Source organism: Streptomyces sp. PSU-S4-23 (assembly GCF_055632315.1).
On sequence record NZ_JBVMUU010000002.1, the window covers coordinates 5046323 to 5064947 of the forward strand.

At 72.4% G+C, this 18625-nt stretch carries 16 protein-coding genes; 7 read left to right on the forward strand and 9 right to left on the reverse strand.

Features of this window, described 5'->3' with window-relative positions:
* Nucleotides 1-44: 44 nt before the first annotated feature.
* Nucleotides 45-2075, reverse strand: coding sequence for a CocE/NonD family hydrolase (locus ACZ79I_RS23130; protein WP_471499396.1), 2031 nt, complete (start codon nucleotides 2073-2075; stop codon nucleotides 45-47).
* Nucleotides 2076-2374: 299 nt separating this feature from the next.
* Between ACZ79I_RS23130 and ACZ79I_RS23135 the strand changes: the two genes are divergently transcribed.
* From ACZ79I_RS23135 to ACZ79I_RS23155, 5 genes are all read left to right on the forward strand, one after another.
* Entirely contained in the window at nucleotides 2375-3385 is a 1011-nt protein-coding gene (locus ACZ79I_RS23135; RefSeq protein ID WP_471499397.1) for a polyprenyl synthetase family protein, read from the forward strand.
* A 60-nt stretch (nucleotides 3386-3445) separates the two neighbouring features.
* On the forward strand, nucleotides 3446-3844 hold the full coding sequence (locus ACZ79I_RS23140) for a DUF3455 domain-containing protein (protein ID WP_471499398.1): 399 nt from the start codon (nucleotides 3446-3448) through the stop codon (nucleotides 3842-3844).
* A 301-nt stretch (nucleotides 3845-4145) separates the two neighbouring features.
* Entirely contained in the window at nucleotides 4146-5435 is a 1290-nt protein-coding gene (locus ACZ79I_RS23145; protein WP_471499399.1) for a LolA family protein, read from the forward strand.
* A gap of 32 nt (nucleotides 5436-5467) precedes the next feature.
* Complete coding sequence (locus ACZ79I_RS23150; RefSeq protein WP_471499400.1) at nucleotides 5468-6463, forward strand: ABC transporter ATP-binding protein; 996 nt, start codon at nucleotides 5468-5470, stop codon at nucleotides 6461-6463.
* Nucleotides 6450-7406: an ABC transporter permease gene (locus ACZ79I_RS23155; RefSeq protein WP_471499401.1), complete on the forward strand. Its 957-nt coding sequence runs from the start codon at nucleotides 6450-6452 to the stop codon at nucleotides 7404-7406. Before ACZ79I_RS23150 ends, ACZ79I_RS23155 begins: the two co-directional genes overlap by 14 nt.
* Here the strand turns inward: ACZ79I_RS23155 and ACZ79I_RS23160 are convergent.
* The 3 genes from ACZ79I_RS23160 to ACZ79I_RS23170 all read right to left on the reverse strand — a co-directional run bounded on the left by ACZ79I_RS23160 (nucleotide 7396) and on the right by ACZ79I_RS23170 (nucleotide 9216).
* Complete coding sequence (locus ACZ79I_RS23160) at nucleotides 7396-8001, reverse strand: flavodoxin family protein (protein WP_471499402.1); 606 nt, start codon at nucleotides 7999-8001, stop codon at nucleotides 7396-7398. The two genes, ACZ79I_RS23155 and ACZ79I_RS23160, sit on opposite strands and share 11 nt — an antisense overlap.
* A gap of 127 nt (nucleotides 8002-8128) precedes the next feature.
* Entirely contained in the window at nucleotides 8129-8668 is a 540-nt protein-coding gene (locus ACZ79I_RS23165) for an NUDIX hydrolase (protein WP_471505156.1), read from the reverse strand.
* A 2-nt stretch (nucleotides 8669-8670) separates the two neighbouring features.
* A complete protein-coding gene (locus ACZ79I_RS23170) occupies nucleotides 8671-9216 on the reverse strand; it encodes a DUF6668 family protein (protein ID WP_471499403.1) in 546 nt (181 codons plus the stop codon).
* Between the two features lie 573 nt (nucleotides 9217-9789).
* Here ACZ79I_RS23170 and ACZ79I_RS23175 point away from each other — a divergent pair.
* The gene (locus ACZ79I_RS23175) at nucleotides 9790-11679 is read left to right on the forward strand and encodes a hypothetical protein (protein WP_471499404.1); all 1890 of its coding nucleotides are present in this window, start codon (nucleotides 9790-9792) and stop codon (nucleotides 11677-11679) included.
* A gap of 55 nt (nucleotides 11680-11734) precedes the next feature.
* Here the strand turns inward: ACZ79I_RS23175 and rarD are convergent, their stop codons facing one another.
* Together rarD and ACZ79I_RS23185 are read right to left on the reverse strand one after the other, a co-directional pair.
* On the reverse strand, nucleotides 11735-12751 hold the full coding sequence (rarD, locus tag ACZ79I_RS23180; protein ID WP_471499405.1) for an EamA family transporter RarD: 1017 nt from the start codon (nucleotides 12749-12751) through the stop codon (nucleotides 11735-11737).
* Nucleotides 12752-12913: 162 nt separating this feature from the next.
* The gene (locus ACZ79I_RS23185; RefSeq protein WP_471499406.1) at nucleotides 12914-13768 is read right to left on the reverse strand and encodes an SDR family oxidoreductase; all 855 of its coding nucleotides are present in this window, start codon (nucleotides 13766-13768) and stop codon (nucleotides 12914-12916) included.
* 90 nt (nucleotides 13769-13858) lie between these two features.
* On the opposite strand from ACZ79I_RS23185, the gene ACZ79I_RS23190 reads away from it, so the two are divergent.
* Complete coding sequence (locus tag ACZ79I_RS23190) at nucleotides 13859-14299, forward strand: winged helix-turn-helix transcriptional regulator (protein WP_471499407.1); 441 nt, start codon at nucleotides 13859-13861, stop codon at nucleotides 14297-14299.
* Here ACZ79I_RS23190 and ACZ79I_RS23195 read toward each other — a convergent pair.
* From ACZ79I_RS23195 to ACZ79I_RS23205, 3 genes are all read right to left on the reverse strand, one after another.
* The gene (locus ACZ79I_RS23195) at nucleotides 14296-15375 is read right to left on the reverse strand and encodes a 2-oxoacid:ferredoxin oxidoreductase subunit beta (protein ID WP_471499408.1); all 1080 of its coding nucleotides are present in this window, start codon (nucleotides 15373-15375) and stop codon (nucleotides 14296-14298) included. The genes ACZ79I_RS23190 and ACZ79I_RS23195 overlap by 4 nt on opposite strands.
* A complete protein-coding gene (locus ACZ79I_RS23200; RefSeq protein ID WP_471499409.1) occupies nucleotides 15368-17296 on the reverse strand; it encodes a 2-oxoacid:acceptor oxidoreductase subunit alpha in 1929 nt (642 codons plus the stop codon). The genes ACZ79I_RS23195 and ACZ79I_RS23200 overlap by 8 nt, the downstream gene beginning before the upstream one ends.
* A 317-nt stretch (nucleotides 17297-17613) precedes the next feature.
* On the reverse strand, nucleotides 17614-18273 hold the full coding sequence (locus ACZ79I_RS23205; protein WP_471505159.1) for a LuxR C-terminal-related transcriptional regulator: 660 nt from the start codon (nucleotides 18271-18273) through the stop codon (nucleotides 17614-17616).
* Between the last annotated feature and the right edge of the window lie 352 nt (nucleotides 18274-18625).

Genomic DNA, 18625 nt, shown 5'->3' on the forward strand with positions numbered 1-18625 from the left:
CTCTCCGAGTGGTGAAGCTCACAGGAAATGTGGTCCGAATACCACTAATTCGGGCATTTCACCGGCGTGGTGGAGGGGGTCACCGTGCGGGGAATCCTCGTCTCCCATGTCCGGTGGAACACCACCTCGTCCCCGTCCCTGCAGACCACCTCGTCCGAGACGACGAACTCCGCCGCCGTGCAGGCGATCCCGGAGTGCGTCTCCACCCTGGCGTCCCATCCCGTCTCCGGGCGGTGCATCCGGATCGACCGGTCCGAGCGGGCCCGGGCCGTCAACGCGTCCGCGTCCTCGACGGTGTACGTCTCCCGGGCGTCCTCGGTGACCTCGAGACCGTCGGGGTACACGAGAACACCCTCGCGGCACGGGGCGAGTTCGAGGCGCCACTCGCCCTTCGCCACGTCCCGGACCACCAGCCGGGGCGGGCGCGGCTCGTCGAGCATGGCGGGGGAGCTGATGCCCAGCGGCCGGGCGTGCTCCGGTTCCCCGAACACGATGGGCGGCCCGGACTGCGCCGTGTGCAGGGGAAGTTCGAGCCGGCTGCCCGCCGGGTCCAGGACGAGGCCCGCCTCCGAACCCGGTTGCGGCCACAGCCACGGCCAGTACACGGAGGACACGGCGAGGCGGATGCGATGGCCGGGCGGGAAGACGTGCCCGACACCGCCCAGCTCGACCGTCACGTCCTCCGTGGCACCCGGGGTCCAGGGAACCGTCCGGTCGCGGCCGTGGCGTGCGGACAGGTCCAGGACGCCACGGGTGACGAGGGTCGACGCCCCGTCGGGTGCCACGTCGCACAGCCGGGCGGCCACCTGGCCGCACGGCACCGGACAGGTCAGCCGCAACCGCACCCGGGGCCGCCCCAGCACCCGGGTCTCCCCGGCCGTCCCGAACTCGAAGCACACCGACCTCGCGTCCTCCTCGCGCTGGTCGGGCGGCAGATCGGCGTCGTCGCCGCGAGGGACGAAGCGTCCGGCGTCGAGACCGGTGTGCATCGGGGACCGCACGGGCACGGGGTCTCCCCGGAGCGCGTACGAGACCGGGGTGACGTTCGGCGACGGCCACGACGGCTCGCCGGCCCAGCGGCCCGGCAGCTCCTCGTACCGGGTCGCGGGAGGGTGCGGGCCCGTGACGTACACGCGCAGCAGCGGCTCCGCCATCACTCCCGTGTCCCTGCCCTTGAGCCAGTGGTCCCACCAGCGGAGCGTCTCCTGGAGGAAGCCGATCGCCGGGCCGGGCGGCAGGCCGCGGTCGGGGTACTCGTGCGGCCAGGGTCCGATCAGCCCCCGTACGCGGTCGGCCGGGAGGCGCTCCAGGAGTGCGAGCACGGTGTCCCGGTACGGGTCGTGCCGGCCGCCCACCGCGAGCACGGCGGCCCTGAGCGCGCCGGCGTCCGCGGGGTGGGCGCCGGCGCCGTTGGGTCCGTGGGCGCCCTGCCCGTGCCGGCCCGCGCGGGTGCGGGCGGGAGGGTGGAGGGACTCCAGGCGCCTGATCCAGCCGTCGCGCCACACCGTGCCCACATACCGGGGGTCCGGCGGCCGGGCCGCGAGGGCGAGCATCGCCGCCGCCCGGGCGTGGGTGCCGCCGGCGAGGGCGGAGCCGCCGGGGTGGTCCACGTCGTTGTCGTACGGGTCGTCCGCGGCGCAGACCGCCACGACCGCCTTGAGCGGTCCGGGGGCGAGGGCCGCGATCCGGAGGGCGGCGGAGCCGCCCCGGGAGACGCCGAACATGCCCACGTGCCCGTCGCACCACGGCTGCGCGGCGAGCCATTCGACGACCTCGACACCGTCCTGCAGTCCGGTCGCCCCGTCGGCGTCGGCGGGCAGGCCGTCCGAGTTGCCGTACCCGCGGGCGTCCACGCGGACGGAGGCGTAGCCGTGGCCCGCGTAGTAGGGGTGGCGCTGGTGGTCGCGGGCGGCGGTCGCGTCGGTGAGGCGGCCCGGGAGGTACTCGAGCAGGGCCGGGAAGGTCCCCTCGGCGAGCGGACGCCATGCGCGCGCGTACAGACGGGTGCCGTCCTGGAGCGGGATCCAGAAGTCGTCGTGGGCCGTCTCATGGGGGAAGGTCGTACGGATGCGCATGTGCCTGACCTCGGAATGCGGAGTGCAGCACAAGAAAAGGTGCACTTCAGGTATATCGATAAATATGTATTCGTATCGCCTGATCAAGAACATACCGTTCGTGATCCGATACCGCCCGGCCTGGAACAGCGGGCGCTCGTGGTGATCGAAACCTGACCGGATACGCTGACTTGAGTGATGGCAGCGACAGATCGACAAACGCGATGAGCCGAGTCGACCGGCGACGTCATCGACCCAATGACCGTCCTTGAGACCGACCGTGTGATCGTCAGCAGACGTCAGCAGACAGGAGACCCCACGTGACCGTCGTCGGGCCGTTCGGGCTGAGCGTGCGGGACCAGGCTCTGGAAGCCGATGTCCAGGCCGGATTGGCCGCTGTCGAGGAGGGGCTGCTCGACGCCACCAAGAGCGAGGTGCCCTTCATCACGCAGGCCGCACAGCATCTCGTGCGCGCGGGCGGGAAGCGGTTCCGGCCGCTGCTCGTGATGCTCGCGGCCCAGTTCGGCGACCCGTACGCGCCCGGGATCGTCCCCTCGGCCGTGGTCGTCGAACTGACCCACCTCGCCACCCTCTACCACGACGACGTGATGGACGAGGCCGAGGTGCGGCGCGGGGTGGACAGCGCGAACACCCGCTGGGGCAACTCGGTCGCCGTCCTCACCGGTGACTTCCTGTTCGCTCGGGCCTCGCACATCCTGGCCGACCTCGGCCCGGAGGCCGTCCGCATCCAGGCGGAGGCGTTCGAGCGGCTGGTCACGGGCCAGATCCTGGAGACGGCGGGACCACGGGACGGCCGCGACCCCGTGGAGCACTACCTGGACGTGCTGAGCGGCAAGACCGGCTCGCTGGTGGCCGTGGCGTGCCGCTTCGGGGCGATGATGTCGGGCGCCGACGAGACCGTCGTGGATGTGCTCACACAGTACGGTGAGCGGCTGGGCGTGGCGTTCCAGCTCGCCGACGACGTCCTGGACATCGCGTCGGACTCCCACGAGTCCGGAAAGACCCCGGGGACCGACCTGCGCGAGGGCATCGCCACCCTGCCCGTCCTGCGCCTGCGCGAGCGTGCGGAGCGCCTGGGGCTGCCCGAGGACGTCGCCCTGTGCGAGCTCCTGGGCTCCGACCTCACGGACGACGCCCGGCACGCCGAGGCCCTCTCCCGCCTGCGCGTCCACCCGGCGCTGGAGCAGGCCCGCCGCGACACGATCCGCTACGCGGAGGACGCGCGCGCGGCCCTCGCGCCGCTGCCCGAGTGCGGCGCGAAGGCGGCCCTGACGGAAATGTGCGACGCGGTGGTGCACCGGGCCGGCTGAGACCGGCCGACGGGCCACCGGCGCCGCCGGGAATGTGACCTGGATTGCTTCTCCGGACCGGTGCGGCGCCAATCCGTGATCGCGGGCCGGCAGATCTACGAGTGCAAGCCGGCCCCCGGCGGCGGCTACGCCTTCGCCCAGCGCGACGTCGCCGCCCTGCTCAGCGGCCACGTCCGGCACTCCTTAGTGCAGCCCGGCTCCGGCACGCCGCAGTGGGTCGCCCCCGACGGCAGCGCCGTCACCGGCACGGTCCTGACCAGGACTCCGGACGGTGACACGAACATCGCCGAGCTCGACCTGAAGGCCACCCGGTCCGGCGGGCGCCACGGCCTGCTCGCGGACACCGCCGAGATCCTGCGCCTGAACACGGTCGTCGGTGTCGCCCCGGCCGGCTCGTGCACGCCCGGCACGATCGTCGGTGTCCCCTACCGGGCGGACTACGTCTTCGTGCGGCGCTGAACCAGGAGTTCGCACACCCGGGAGACTCAGGAGCCGCCGAAAGTCCCCGGGGCGGCGCCCCCTGACGACCCCTACGGGTCGGTTGAGGCGCCGCCCCGCCATGTCATACCCCAGCAGTACGCCGAGTTGAGCCCGCGGTCTGACGCTTCCCCGCAGCCGTTTTGGTCAGATTGAGGCAGTGACTTTCCCGGGGAGACCCCCCGGGGCCCCCACCTGACAGGAGTTCGGGTGACAATGGCGGCACAGGGGTGGACGAGTGCACTGACGGTAGGCCGCCGCCGACGACGGAGGTAAGGCAGACATGGCACCGTACGAATCCGACGACAACGCACCCGCCGGGGAGGCGGACGACGTACGCGACGGGCGGCGCAAGGCCGCGCGGTACGTCGTCCCGGTCGCGGTGGTGGGGGTGGCGGCGGCGACCATCGGGCTTGTCCCGGCGTTCGCCGGATCCGGCGACCCCGACCTGCCGAAGATCAGCGCGCAGCAGCTCATCGAGAAGATCGCCGCATCGGACGTCCAGCAGATGTCCGGCACGGTGAAGATCAGCACGGACCTGGGCCTGCCCGACCTGGGCGGTCTGGAGAACAGCATCACCTCGGGCGCCCTCTCGCGGGGCGCCGGGGGCGGCGGCAAGGACGGCTCGGCCGCCGACCCGAGCTCCAAGCTGCTCGAACTGGCCTCCGGGACGCACACGCTGCGCGTCGCCACGGACGGCCAGGACAAGCAGAAGCTCTCCCTCATCGAGAAGGCCGCCGAGTACAGCATCATCCGCAACGGCACCGACATGTGGGCGTACGACAGCGCGTCCAACGAGGCGTACCACGCGACCGGCGCGGCCGCAGGCAAGCATGAGCGGACGACGCCCCGGGACATGCCGGCCACCCCCGGGGGACTGGCCGAGGAGGCACTGAAGGCCGCCGACAAGACGACCTCCGTGACGGTCGACGGCACGGCCCAGGTCGCGGGCCGGGACGCGTACAAGCTGCTCATCAGGCCGAAGCAGTCGGGCACCACGGTCGGTGCGATCAGCATCGCGGTGGACGCGAAGACAGGGATGCCGCTGAAGTTCACGCTGACCCCAGCGGCGGGCGGCGCGGCCGTCGTGGACGTGGGCTTCACCGAGGTCTCCTTCGCCAGGCCGGCCGCGTCGACGTTCGACTTCACGCCGCCCAAGGGCACGAAGGTCACCCAGGGGGACGACCTGCGGGCCGAGCGGGGGACCGGCTGGAACGGCGGGGGCAAGGCCGAACCCAAGGGCCTGCACGACGGGCTTCCCAAGGGTCTGCCCAAGGACATGGAGAAGCCGGTCCCGGGCACCGGGCCCAAGACCATCGGCGAGGGCTGGAACACGATCGTCGTCCTCGACGGCGGCGGCAAGGGCGGGATGCCCGCGGGCGGCCCGGCGTCCGGCGGCAGCGCGGTCTCCGGCTTCCTCGGCTCCCTCGGCGACCACGTCAAGGGCAAGTTCGGCTCGGGCACCGTGTTCTCGACCCGCCTGGTCAACGCCCTGATCACGGACGACGGCAAGGTGTACGCCGGCGCGGTCACCAAGGACGCGCTGGTGAAGGCGGCGAACGCGGGGAAGTAGGTCCCGCGCGGACGGCACGAGCAGGAGAGCCCATGGAGGAACTGTCCGCCGCGGAAGCGGAGCCGGAGGACGCGGAGACGGCGGTGAGCGACCCGGAAGCCCCGGTCATCGCCACCCGCGCCCTCACCAAGCGCTACCGCGGCGGACAGCTCGCCGTGGACGGACTCGACCTGACCGTTCCGGCGGGCAGCGTCTTCGGCTTCCTCGGGCCGAACGGCTCCGGCAAGACCACCACCATCCGCATGCTGATGGGCCTGATCGAACCCACCTCGGGCACGGCACGCGTCCTGGGCCGGCCCATGCCGCGGGCCTCGCGCGCCGTGCTCCCGCACGTCGGCGCCCTCATCGAGGGCCCGGCCCTGTACGGCTTCCTCTCCGGCCGCGACAACCTCCTGCGGTACGACTCCGCCGACCCCACCGCCGACCCCCGCACCCGGAGCGCACGCGTCGCCGCCGCGCTGGACCGGGTCGGCCTCACGGCAGCGGGCGGCAAGAAGGCGAAGGCGTACTCGCTGGGCATGAAGCAGCGCCTCGGGCTCGCCGCGGCGCTGCTGCGGCCCCGCAGGCTCCTGGTCCTCGACGAGCCCACCAACGGCCTCGACCCGCAGGGCATGCGTGAAATCCGCTCCCTGGTCAGGGAGCTGGCGTCCGACGGCACGACCGTCTTCCTCTCCTCCCACCTGCTCGACGAGATCGAGCAGGTGTGCACGCATGCCGCCGTCATGGCGCGTGGCCGGCTGATCATCCAGGGCGCGGTGAGGGACCTGGCGGCCGGTGCGCGCGGACGTCTCGTGGTGACCACCCCGGATGTGACCGACGCGGCCCGCGTACTGAAGGAACAGGGCGTGGCCGACGTCACCGTGGCGGAGGGCCGGGTGACGGGCGAACCGCCGGGGCGTGAGCTGGCCGACGTGAACGCCGCACTGGTCACCGCCGGCGTCCGGGTCCGCGGCTTCGGAGTCGAGCGCGCTTCCCTGGAGGACGCGTTCGTGGCGCTGACGGGAGAGGGTTTCGATGTCGCGGGCTGAGCGGGCTGAGCGGGCTGAGCGGGCTGAGCGGGCTGAGCGGGCCGAGCGGGCCGAGCGGGCCACGCTGGGCCGGACCGGAGCGCCCGGGCGTCCGAATCCCCTGTGGACCTTCGGGCTGCTGCGCAGCGAGCTGGTGACCGTCTTCCGGCGCTGGCGCACGCTCGCGCTGCTCGCCGTCCTGGCGGCCGTACCGGTCCTCGTCGGAGTGGCGGTCAAGATGGAGACGAGCGACGGCTCCGGTGCCGGCGGCGGCGGACGGGGCGGCGAAGGCGGGCCGGCCTTCATCACCCAGGTCACCAACAACGGGCTGTTCCTGGTCTTCACGGCGCTCGCCGCGACGCTCCCGTTCTTCCTGCCGATGGCGATCGGCGTCGTCGCGGGCGACGCGATCGCGGGCGAGGCGAACGCCGGCACGCTCCGCTACCTCCTGGTGGCCCCCGCCGGCCGCACCCGGCTGCTGCTCACCAAGTACGCGACGACCATGGCCTTCTGCCTCGTCGCCACCCTCGTCGTCGCCCTCTCGGCGCTCGCGGTGGGCGCGCTGCTCTTCCCCCTGGGCGACCTGACGACCATCTCGGGCACGCGCATCGGCTTCGCCGACGGCCTGGGCCGGGCCCTGCTGATCGCTCTGGTCGTCGCCGTGTCCCTGGTCGGCGTGGCGGCCCTGGGACTGTTCGTCTCGACCCTCACCAACAGCGGCATCGCGGCGATGGCCACGACGGTCGGTCTGCTGATCACGGTCCAGATCCTCGACCAGATCCCGCAACTGCACGCGCTCCAGCCGTACTTCTTCTCGCACTACTGGCTGTCGTTCGCGGACCTCATGCGCGACCCGGTCTACTGGGACGACCTCGTCCGCAATCTGGGCCTGCAGGCCCTGTACGCGGCGGTCTTCGGCTCGGCGGCCTGGGCGCGCTTCACCACGAAGGACATCACCGCGTAGGACCGGACGCGGCGGCCTCGTACGGGAACCGTGCGAGTCCCCGCGGCCGCTCGGCGAAGAACGCCTTGGCGCGCGTCAGGGCCTCCGTGTCCTTCAGCACGTCGCCCGGCCTGCTGCCGTTGCCGAGCAGGACCCCGCCGAAGCGCATCTTCATGTACGCGGCGGAGTTGTTGAGCGTGCCGATCAGCGGCTCGGCGACCGACGGTTCCTCCCCCGCGAGAACGGTGACCCCCCACAGCGTGCGCCCGGCCAGGGTCGCCCTGAAGTCGAGGCCCGGGGTGCGCAGCCAGGCCGACCAGTAATCCAGGTAGCGCTTGGCGTGGGAGGACACCGAGTACCAGTACAGCGGCGAGGCGATCACGATGTCGGTCGCGGCCAGGGTGGCGTCCAGGAGCGTTGCGAGGCTGCCCTCCTGGGACCGTCGGTGATCCGCGTCGTGCCGCAGGTCGGCGAAGTCGGGGAGCGGGTGTTCGGCGAGCGCGATCCACTGCTGCTCGACGTCGGAGGGCAGTTGCTCGGCGGCCCGGCGGGCCAGCAACTCGGTGTTGCCGTTGCTGCGGGCGCTTCCGAGGAGGAAGAGGAAGCGGCGGTTCATGGGTCCCCCAGGGTGCTGGATGACATGTCGCAGATACCTGCACACGCATTATATGCATGTGCAGATACTTTGCGGCAGTCCCTGGGTGCCGTGCGGATCTCGGCGAAGATCTCATGAAGTGCCCAGGTCAGCCCGCCGAGGGGCTGATGTCCAGCAGCAGGGCCATGACGCCGACGAGCGTGGCACTGCTGACGATCTCCCGCCGCGCGATCATTCCGGCGAGCCGGGAGAGCGGAATCCACTCCAGGCGGTCCGATTCGTTGCGTTCGGTCGGTGCCCCGATCCGCCGGGCGTCGTCCGTGCGGAACACGAGGTGACGGGCGTCGGTGATGCCGGCCGCGGGCTCGGCGTGGACGAGCGGCCGCAGCGAGCCCGCGCGCCAGCCCGTCTCCTCCTCGAGTTCGCGCCCCGCCGCCGCGTCGGGCTCCTCGCCGTCCTCCACGAGGCCCATCGGCAGCTCCCAGCCCCAGGTGTCGGTGACGAAGCGATGGCGCCACATCATCAGCACGCGCCGCTCGCGGTCGACGGCGGCGGCGACGGCCACGTCCCGCAGCCGGACCACGTGGTAGTCGCCACGCGTCCCGTCGGGCTGCTCGACGTCGAGCGCACGCAGCCGTACCCAGGGGGTCTCGTACAGAGAACGCTCACCGTGCACGGTCCAGCGCATGCTCACCGCGGTCCCCGCCATCCGCCGGACGACGTGAACACGCCGGTCAGCCGGGCGAGTGGCTCGCACTCGCGGGGCGGCTGGCCGCTCAGGTCCCCGATCCGCCAGGCCGGCACCCACGGCACCCGGTAGACGTCGATCATCGACTCGATCACCCGGACGCGCTGGGCCAGTTGCCGCGGCAGCCGGCCGGGCGCGTCCGCGACCAGCACGATGGCGTCGAGGTCGAGGCCGGGTGGCGCGTCGCCGCGCCGGAACACGTCGAGGGACTGCAGGACGGCCCGCAGACCGGTGTCGTGTGTCCGCGCGACCAGGAGCACCGAGGCGGGTTCGCCCCGCTCGGGCAGCGGCCAGCCGCGGCCCGCGTCGAATCCGCCGAAGACCGTGGCGAGCGTGGAGGTGCCGGCTCCGCCGTGCGTGGCCACCCAGGAGAACCGCCGAGGTCCGGCGACGCCCCGGGCCGCCTCCGGCCGCGGCCCGGCATCGTCCACCGGCCCGCGAACCCAGATCTCGGGCCCGCCGGGCCCCTGTTGTGCGATCCCCTGCATCGCCACTCTCCTCGGTAGGTCGTCGCACCCCCGATCTTCACGGCAAGGTGAGGGACTCCGGTACCGGGGCATGGGTACCTGGGACGAGGCTGTGACGCTGCGGTGACGCGGGCCGGGGCCGCGCGCGGGACACTCGGGTGAGTACGTACGTCTCCGTACGGATGTCCGGAGCCGGAGAGCGAGGGGAGCCGATGCCGAGCGGGGACGCGAGTGCCGTGGGAAGACACCCGGGAGGCCGAACGGGCGCCGCGGTCACGCCGGTTGCGGGAACCGCGGCGGGCCGGGCGGACGATGTCGGCGGCGTCCGGGGCGGCTTGCGTACGCTGGGCCCCAGTGCGCTCTTCGTGGGGGACGCGGCGCCGGCTCCTTCCCCCGCTCCTGCCACCCTTTCCTCGACCGACCGACCCGAGTGAGGGAACGATGTCTCGACTCAGCCGCGAACAGAAGCGGGCGCGTTCCGCCGCGGGGGCCGCGTCCCGGGCGGATGCGGACTCCGGCCCGACCCCGATCGAGGTACGGGTGCCGGCTACCGGGCGGGACGGGGTTCCGGGTGCGGGGGCGACCGTGGGCGGGATGCCGGTGGTCGAGGAACCGGGCGAGCCGGTCCAGCAGGCCGTTCTGAACTACCTGCACCGCCTCGCGCTCGCCACGGGTCACCCGGTCCTCGCCACGGTCCACGACGAGCGGATCGGCTTCGTCGTGCCGATCCGGGTGTACGTCGACGGCTCCAGCGTGTTCACGGGGGACCCGGTGCGCGTCGGGGCGCCCGCACCGGTCGCCGCCGGTGCGCCGGCGGGGGACCCGGGCGCGGCCGCGCCCGGTGGTGCGCTTCCGTACATGGCCGCGGGACCCGGCGGACGTCCCGCGCCCGCACCGGTCGCCCGGACCGGCACCTCCGTGGCCCCCGCGACGGCCGAGGACGACGATCCGGCTCCGGCGGTCGCGGCACCCGCCTGGCCGGTCGACGGTGTGCCCGGCGAGGGGAGGCCCGCGGCGGGCGGTGCGCCGTCCGTTCCGGCCCCAGCGGAGACCGGGCCGCAGCGCCCGCGCCGCGACAAGCCCACGCACGTCCTGCGGGCGGTGGACACCCAGAAGCCGGCCCCGGGCACCACGGCCCCGACGTTCCCGCTGCGAGCGGTACCCGACCCGCAGGCGCCGGGCCCCGCCGCCACTGCGGAACGGGCACCCGCCGGGGACCGCACGCCCGGACACCGCGCGCCCGCACCGGACACCTCGGCGCCCGCGGCCGACGCACTCTCGCCGTCGCCGTCGCAGCCCATCGAACCCATCGAACCCATCGAGCCCATCGGGGCCGCCGGTTCCGCTGGGGCCGCCGGTTCCGGTTCCGTTGAGGCCGCTGGGGCCGCTGGGGCCGCCGGGACCGGCCGGGACGCGGCGCCGGTCCGCCCCGGCGGCACGGTCGCCACGTTCGCCCTGCGCGCCGTCCCCGAGCAGGCGGCGCTGATCACCGCGACTCCCGGCCCGGCCCAGGTGCTGCCGGACGCCCTGGGCGACGGCGTTCCGCTGCCGCCGCGGGAGACGGCCATGCCCGAGCCGCCGGCCCCCGGCACCGTCCTGCCGCCGACGGGAGTGTTCGGCCCGCCGCCGGCGACGCCTGTCCCGCCGCCCGCCGGGCCCGCCGGGCCCGTCGCGTCACCCGCGCCTGCAGCCGCCGACGCACCGCACGCGTCCGCGGCCATGGCGAAGCCGCCCACCTGGCCCACGCCCGCACCGTCGTCCGTGCAGAATCCCGAAGTGGTCGTGCCTCCCACCGCCGACGCGGACGGGGACCCCGTCCCCGCTCCACGCCCCGCCCCCGTTCGCCGCCCGGAGCCCCGCCGCAGGCCCGCACCGCTTCCGTCGGCCATCGCGGACGCCGAGGCGGACGGGGACGAGACCAAGGAGCCGCCCGTGCGGGAGTTCGACTCGGTGGCCGTGGCCGTCCTCGGGGACGAGTCCGAGGCCGCGCGGACGGGCGGCACGGGCGGGCCGCTCGCGGAGTCCATGGCCCGGATCAACGCGGCCGTGAAGCAGGGCCGCATCGAGGAGGCCGCCCGACTGGCCGAGCGGGCCGTCGCGGAGTCCGCGGCCGCGCTCGGCACGGACCACCCGGATGTGCTGCGCCTGCGCGAACTCACCTCGTACATCGCCTATCTGGCCGGGGACCCCCTGCGCTCCTTCCATCTGTCGCTCGACCTCGCCCGGATCCGCCACCGCCTTGGTGATCCGCGCGGCGCGTACGGCAATGTGCAGAGCGCGGCGGCCGCCTGGCGTGCCGTCCGCGACCCGGTCCAGGGACTGCACCTCGGCCGTGACCTCATCACCGTGTGGACCGGACTCACCGCCGACGAGGGCCCTGCCGCGGAGGACCTGGACCAGCTCGAGCGGGCCCGCGGCCGCATGGGCCGCCTCGCCGAACGCGCCCGCACCGCCCTCGCCGGCGAGCAGCCCTACGTGCAGTGAGCCGAGGGGCCCGGGACCTCGGCCGCCGGGCCCCCGCCCCCGGGGCTCTCCCCGCCTACAGCGCGGTTTCCACCGGATCGGTCCCCGCCGCCACACCGTCCGCCCGCTGCGCCGTGGCGCCCATCGTCCGGGCGGGGACGCCGGCGCCCGGAGCGCCGACGCCGGTCCTGAGCGTGCGGGCCGTGCGGCGGGCCGTGCGCAGTGCGTCGCCGGTCAGCAGCGACAGGGCGAGCCAGACCAGCGCGAAGCCCGTCCAGCGCTCGGGCGGCATCGCCTCGTGGAAGTAGAGGATGCCCAGCAGGAACTGGAAGACCGGCGCCAGGTACTGGAGCAGGCCGATCGTGGACAGCGGCACGCGGATCGCCGCCGCGCCGAAGCAGACGAGGGGGAGGGCGGTGACCAGGCCGGTGGCGGCGAGCAGCGCCGCGTGCCCCGGTCCCTGCGAGGTGAACGTCGAGTCGCCCCGCGCCGAGAGCCACATCAGATACACCAGCGCGGGCACGAACTGCACGGCGGTCTCCGCCGCCAGCGACTCCAGGCCGCCCAGGTTGACCTTCTTCTTCACGAGACCGTAGGTGGCGAAGGAGAAGGCCAGGCAGAGGGAGATCCACGGCGGCCGGCCGTAGCCGATGGTCAGCACGAGGACGGCGGCGAGACCGACCGCGACCGCCACCCACTGGGCCGGCCGCAGTCGTTCCTTCAGGATCAGCACGCCCATCGCGATGGTGACGAGCGGATTGATGAAGTAGCCGAGCGATGCCTCCACCACATGGCCGGTGTTGACGGACCAGATGTACACGCCCCAGTTGACGGTGATGACCGCCGCCGCGACGGCTATCAGCCCCAGCCTGCGCGGCTGCCGCAGCAGCTCCCCGGCCCAGGACCAGCGCCGCAGCACCAGCAGCGCCAGGGCGACCAGGCCCAGCGACCAGACCATGCGGTGGGCGAGGATCTCCACCGCCCCGGCGGGCTTCAGCAGGGGCCAGAACAGGGGGACGAGCCCCCACATCCCGTACGCCGCGAAGCCGTTCAGCAGACCTGTTCGCCGCTCACCCTTCGACTTCCCGGTCACGGGCCCCTCCTTCTCACGCGGCTGCTTGCTGCAGCCTCCACGAAGGTAGCGCCGAGGGCCCCCGCCTGTCATACCCGTATCGCCATACGGTCATGACAGGCGGGGCCGCGGGGGTGCTCACGGGGATGCGCGCGGGGATGCCCGAGGGGCCGGCGGGCGGGATCACTCCTTGAGCGCGGCGGCGATCGCGTCGGCGATCGGGGTAGTGGGCCGGCCGGTCAGACGGGACAGGTCGCCGGTGGTGACGGCCAGCTCGCCCCGCTCGATGGCCGCGTCGACGCCGGCGAAGACGACGGCGAGCGGCTCGGGCATGCCGACGCCGGTCAGGATGCCGGTGTAGACGTCGACCGGGACGGGGGTGTAGGGGATCTGCCTGCCGGTCTGCCGGCTCAGCTCGGCGGCGTACTCGGCGAAGCTCCACGCCGTGTCGCCGCTCAGCTCGTAGGTCGTGTTCTCGTGGCCCTCTCCGGTCAGCACCGCGACGGCGGCCGCCGCGTAGTCGGCCCGTGCGGCCGTGGCGAGTCGGCCCTCGCCGGCCGCCTGGACGACCGTCCCGTGCTCCAGGACGGGGGCGAGCTGCTCGGTGTAGACCTCGTGGTAGAAGTTGTTGCGCAGCAGCACATAGGGCAGGCCCGAGGCCACGATCGCCTCCTCGGTGCCCCGGTGGTCGTCGGCCAGAGCGGCCGTGAGACCGCCGGGACCACTGGTGTAGGCGAGGAGTGCGACGCCGGCGGCCCTGGCGGCGTCGAGGGCGGCCCGGTGCTGGGCGACCCGGTCCCGGCCCACCTCACTGCTGGAGACCAGCAGCACCTTGTCGCCCGCGGAGAAGACGCCGTCGAAGGTCTCGGGGGCGTCGTAGTCGGCGACCGCGATCCGCACGCCCCGCGCCGCCAGGCCGGAGGCCTTCTCCGGGTTGCGCACGACGGCGGTGACCCGGTCGGCCGGAACCTTCTCCAGCAGCTGCTCGATGACGTGACCGCCAAGGTGCCCGGTGGCTCCGGTGACGACGATGCTCATGATGAAAACTCCTCGTGGGCTGGTTCTTCCGCTCACCCTAGGAGCTGCGCTAACTCATCGAAAGTACCCACTTTGAAGTAAGGTACAGGCATGAGCGTAAGTACCCTGGGAGCCGCTGCGAACGCCAACGGCGAGGCGATGTGCCCGCACCGCCTGGTCCTGGAGCATGTCACCAGCCGCTGGGGCGTCCTCGTCCTCATCGCACTGCTGGAGCGCCGGCACCGCTTCAGCGAACTGCGCCGCGCGATCGGCAGGGTCAGCGAGAAGATGCTGGCGCAGACGCTGCAGACGCTGGAGCGCGACGGCCTGGTCCACCGGGACGCCCGGCCCGTGATCCCGCCGCGCGTCGACTACTCCCTCACCGAACTGGGCCGCGAGGCCGCCGCCCAGGTGAAGGAACTGGCGCTGTGGACCGAGCGGCGGATGGACGACGTGGAGAGGGCCCGCCGCGCATACGACGAGGCCCGGGCGTCCGCGCCCGGGCCCAGTGGACCGGGTGGTGTCCCCGGCGGCGGTCCGGTCGTCGACTAGCCGACCACGGTCCAGGTGTCGTTGCCGGTGAGGAGGGCGGCGAGGTCGCCCTTGCCGTTGTGCTCGATGGCGGTGTCGAGTTGGTCGGCCATGAGAGTGTCGTAGACGGGCCGGTCGACGGAGCGGAAGACGCCGATGGGGGTGCGGTGGAGGGTGTCGGGGTCGGCCAGGCGGGAGAGGGCGAAGGCGGTGGTGGGGCTGGGGTTGTGGGCGTCGTGGACGAGGATGTCGGCCTCGTTGTCCGGGGTGATGGTGACGACGTTCAGGTCGCCGGTGTGTGGGTCGCGGACGACGCCGTGTGTGTGGTCGGTGCCGAAGCGGATGGGCTGTCCGTGTTCGAGGCGGATGACGGCTTCGTCGGCGGTCTGCTTGTCCTTGAGGGGGTCGAAGGCGCCGTCGTTGAAGATGTTGCAGTTCTGGTAGATCTCCACCAGGGCGGTGCCGGGGTGGGCGGCGGCTTGGCGCAGGACCTCGGTGAGGTGTTTGCGGTCGGAGTCGATGGTGCGGGCGACGAAGGAGGCTTCGGCGCCGATGGCCAGTGACACCGGGTTGAAGGGTGCGTCCAGCGAGCCCATCGGGGTCGACTTGGTGATCTTGCCGAGTTCGGAGGTGGGGGAGTACTGGCCCTTGGTCAGGCCGTAGATGCGGTTGTTGAAGAGCAGGATCTTGAGGTTGACGTTGCGGCGCAGGGCGTGGATGAGGTGGTTGCCGCCGATGGAGAGGGCGTCGCCGTCGCCGGTGACGACCCATACGGACAGGTCGCGGCGTGAGGTGGCCAGTCCGGTGGCGATGGCGGGGGCGCGGCCGTGGATGGAGTGCATCCCGTAGGTGTTCATGTAGTACGGGAAGCGGGAGGAGCAGCCGATGCCGGAGACGAAGACGACGTTCTCCCGGGCCAGGCCGAGCTGGGGCATGAAGCCCTGGACGGCGGCGAGGATCGCGTAGTCGCCGCAGCCGGGGCACCACCGCACTTCCTGGTCGGACTTGAAGTCCTTCATGGACTGGCGGGCCTCGGCCTTGGGGACGAGGGAGAGCGCCTCGATCGTGTCCGTGCCTTCCTGGGTCGCATCAGGCATCGATGGCCTCCTTCAGCGCCGTGGCGAGTTGTTCCGCCTTGAACGGCATGCCGTTGACCTGGTTGTAGGAGTGGGCGTCGACCAGGTATTTCGCGCGGATGAGGGTGGCGAGCTGGCCGAGGTTCATCTCGGGGATGACGACCTTGTCGTAGCGTGCCAGGACTTCGCCGAGGTTGGGGGGGAAGGGGTTGATGTGGCGCAGGTGGGCCTGGGCGATGGGGGTCTGGGTGGTGCGTAGTCTGCGGACCGCCGCGGTGATGGGGCCGTAGGTCGAGCCCCAGCCCAGGACGAGTGTGCGGGCCTGGTCGGGGTCGTCGACGGTGAGGTCGGGGACCTGGATGCCGTCGATCTTGGCCTGGCGGGTGCGGACCATCAGGTCGTGGTTGGCGGGGTCGTAGGAGATGTTGCCGCTGCCGTCCTGCTTCTCGATGCCGCCGATGCGGTGTTCCAGGCCGGGGGTGCCGGGGATGGCCCAGGGGCGGGCGCGGGTGTGCGGGTCGCGTTTGTAGGGCCAGAACACCTCGGTGCCGTCGTCCAGGGTGTGGTTGGGGCTGGTGGCGAACTGCACCCGCAGGTCCGGCAGCTCCTCCGGTTCGGGGATGCGCCAGGGCTCGGAGCCGTTGGCCAGGTAGCCGTCGGACAGCAGGAAGACGGGGGTGCGGTAGGTCAGTGCGATCCGTGCGGCCTCCAGTGCGGCCTGGAAGCAGTCGGCCGGGGTGCGGGGTGCGACGACGGGTACGGGGGCCTCGCCGTTGCGGCCGTACATCGCCTGCAGCAGGTCGGCCTGCTCGGTCTTGGTGGGCAGTCCGGTGGAGGGTCCGCCGCGCTGGATGTCGACCACCAGCAGCGGCAGCTCCAGGGAGACCGCCAGCCCGATCGTCTCGCTCTTGAGTGCCACACCGGGGCCGGAGGTGGTGGTCACCGCCAGCGAGCCGCCGAAGGCGGCGCCCAGCGCCGCGCCGATCCCGGCGATCTCGTCCTCGGCCTGGAAGGTGCGCACACCGAAGTTCTTGTGCCGGGACAGTTCGTGCAGGATGTCGGAGGCGGGGGTGATGGGGTAGGAGCCCAGGAACAGGGGCAGGTCCGCCTGCCGGGAGGCGGCGATCAGGCCGTAGGCCAGGGCCAGGTTGCCGGAGATGTTGCGGTAGGTGCCCACCGGGAAGGCCTTCGCGGCCGGGGCGACCTCGTAGGAGACGGCGAAGTCCTCGGTGGTCTCGCCGAAGTTCCAGCCGGCCCGGAAGGCGGCGATGTTCGCCGCCGCGATGTCGGGTTTCCTGGCGAACTTGGACTGCAGGAACGCTTCGGTGCCCTCGGTGGGCCGGTGGTACATCCACGACAGCAGGCCCAGCGCGAACATGTTCTTGCTGCGTTCGGCTTCCTTGCGGGTCAGGTCGAAGTCCTTGAGTGCCTCCACGGTCAGTGTGGTCAGCGGCACGGGGTGGACGTGGTAGCCCTCCAGTGAGCCGTCCTGGAGCGGGCTGGTGTCGTAGCCGACCTTCTGCAGCGCGCGTTTGGTGAACTCGTCGGTGTTGACGATGATCTCCGCGCCGCGTGGCAGGTCGGCGACGTTCGCCTTCAGTGCGGCCGGGTTCATCGCGACCAGGACGTTCGGGGCGTCGCCGGGGGTGAGGATGTCGTGGTCGGCGAAGTGCAGCTGGAAGGAGGAGACGCCCGGCAGGGTGCCGGCGGGAGCGCGGATCTCGGCGGGGAAGTTCGGCAGCGTGGACAGGTCGTTGCCGAAGGACGCCGTCTCGGAGGTGAAACGGTCACCGGTGAGCTGCATACCGTCACCGGAGTCACCCGCGAACCGGATGATCACCCGGTCGAGCTTGTGTACGTCCTTCGCGCCCGCCGGTTTGCGCTGTTCTCCTACGACGGCTCCGTCCGCCTGCTCCGCTGGACTGCTGACCTGGCTGGTCACTGAACTGGACCTCCCTCGAGGCGGCTGTCTGGGGTCGGCCGTCCCACCGGCCTTCCCAGGATCAACCCTACGTCGGTAAGGGTCGCCTTCCCTCGGCCGTTCGCATGATGGACACGAAGGTGAGACGAATCGGCGCCCTGACTTGTGATGATGTGCCCGCCCCCCGACGCTGCTTCGGAAGACGCTCCCTGCTCGTCCTTCGGTTCTGGTGGCTCGGTGCCGGACGGCTCCGGGGCCTCGGTGGAGGCCGTCGAGGCCCTGCCGGGCGGCCGGCCCCCGGACGTCGCCGCCCCGCTGTCTGACACAGTGTCAGCCGATCATGAGTTGAGGTAGGTGAGAACGGCCAGAACACGCCGGTGATCCCCGTCACTCTGGGACAGACCGAGCTTCAGGAAGATATTGCTGACGTGCTTCTCGACGGCTCCGTCGCTCACGACGAGCTGCCGGGCGATCGCGGAGTTGGTGCGCCCCTCGGCCATCAGCCCCAGGACCTCCCGCTCCCGCGGGGTGAGCGCGGCGAGCACGTCCTGCTTGCGGCTGCGCCCGAGCAGCTGTGCAACCACCTCGGGGTCCAGCGCGGTCCCTCCCCGGGCCACCCGCACCACGGCGTCCACGAACTCACGCACCTCGGCGACCCGGTCCTTGAGCAGATAGCCGACGCCGCGGCTGGAACCCGCCAGCAGCTCGGTGGCATACCGCTCCTCCACGTACTGCGACAGCACGAGCACACCGATCCCGGGGTGCGCCTTGCGCAGGCGCACCGCGGCCCGGACTCCCTCGTCCGTGTGCGTCGGCGGCATCCGCACGTCGGCGACGACGACATCGGGCAATTCGCCGCGGTCCGCCAGCTCGGTGATGGTCTTGATGAGTGCTTCCCCGTCCCCGACACCGGCGACGACGTCATGCCCGCGGTCTGTCAACAGCCGGGTCAGGCCCTCCCTGAGCAGCACTGAATCCTCGGCGATGACCACCCGCACCCTGTCCTCCACGATCCTCGGCCCCCCGAGCCTTCCTTTTCAGGCCGTGCGTCCTGTGCGTCCGGCGGTGTCTTCGGCGGCCGGTCGTCCTGCCGCCTCTTCGGCACCTCAGTATCGCGCGATCCCCGAACGCTCACCGGGCCTGTGGATAACCCCGGTGTGTCCTGTGCGAGCGCCGCCGGGGAGGGGAAGGGAAGGGAGGAGGGGGTTCGGAGCGTGGGGGAGACCGCTCCCGGTGTCGTACCCGCATGTTCTGCACGCCGGCCCTCTGCGGCTGCCCCGGCCGACGGACGAGCAGGGGGACAGCCGCGCCGCCGGGGGTGACCGCCCAGGGCGTTCAGGGGCAGGCAGT